The organism is Stenotrophomonas sp. GbtcB23 (assembly GCF_019091045.1).
In the GTDB taxonomy this organism is placed as follows: Bacteria; Pseudomonadota; Gammaproteobacteria; order Xanthomonadales; family Xanthomonadaceae; genus Stenotrophomonas; species Stenotrophomonas rhizophila_A.
In genome coordinates, this window is record NZ_JAGXKC010000577.1 from 1 (window position 1) to 246 (window position 246).

Sequence of the window (246 nt, forward strand, 5' to 3'; positions counted from 1 at the left end):
CGGACGGCGACGTATAGACCGGGATGCCGAGTTCCTCGAACTGCTCGGGCTTGGCGACCACGCCTTCGGGTCCGACCTGCCACTGGAACTGCCCGGCAATGATATCCGGCTTCTTGGCGAGCACGCTTTCGAAGCTCGGCTCGTTGTCGGCCAGCCGCTCGATCGTCGCGTTCACCTCCTCATAGCCCTTGCGGACCGGCCCGACCCAGTGCGCGGTGCCGACGGCCCTGTCCGCCAGCCCCAGGC

1 protein-coding gene is annotated in these 246 nt (G+C 67.9%); it reads right to left on the bottom strand.

The window, feature by feature from the left end:
* Positions 1-246 (bottom strand): ABC transporter substrate-binding protein (locus KVS69_RS20165; RefSeq protein WP_217540035.1); only part of this gene is annotated, 246 nt, incomplete at both ends.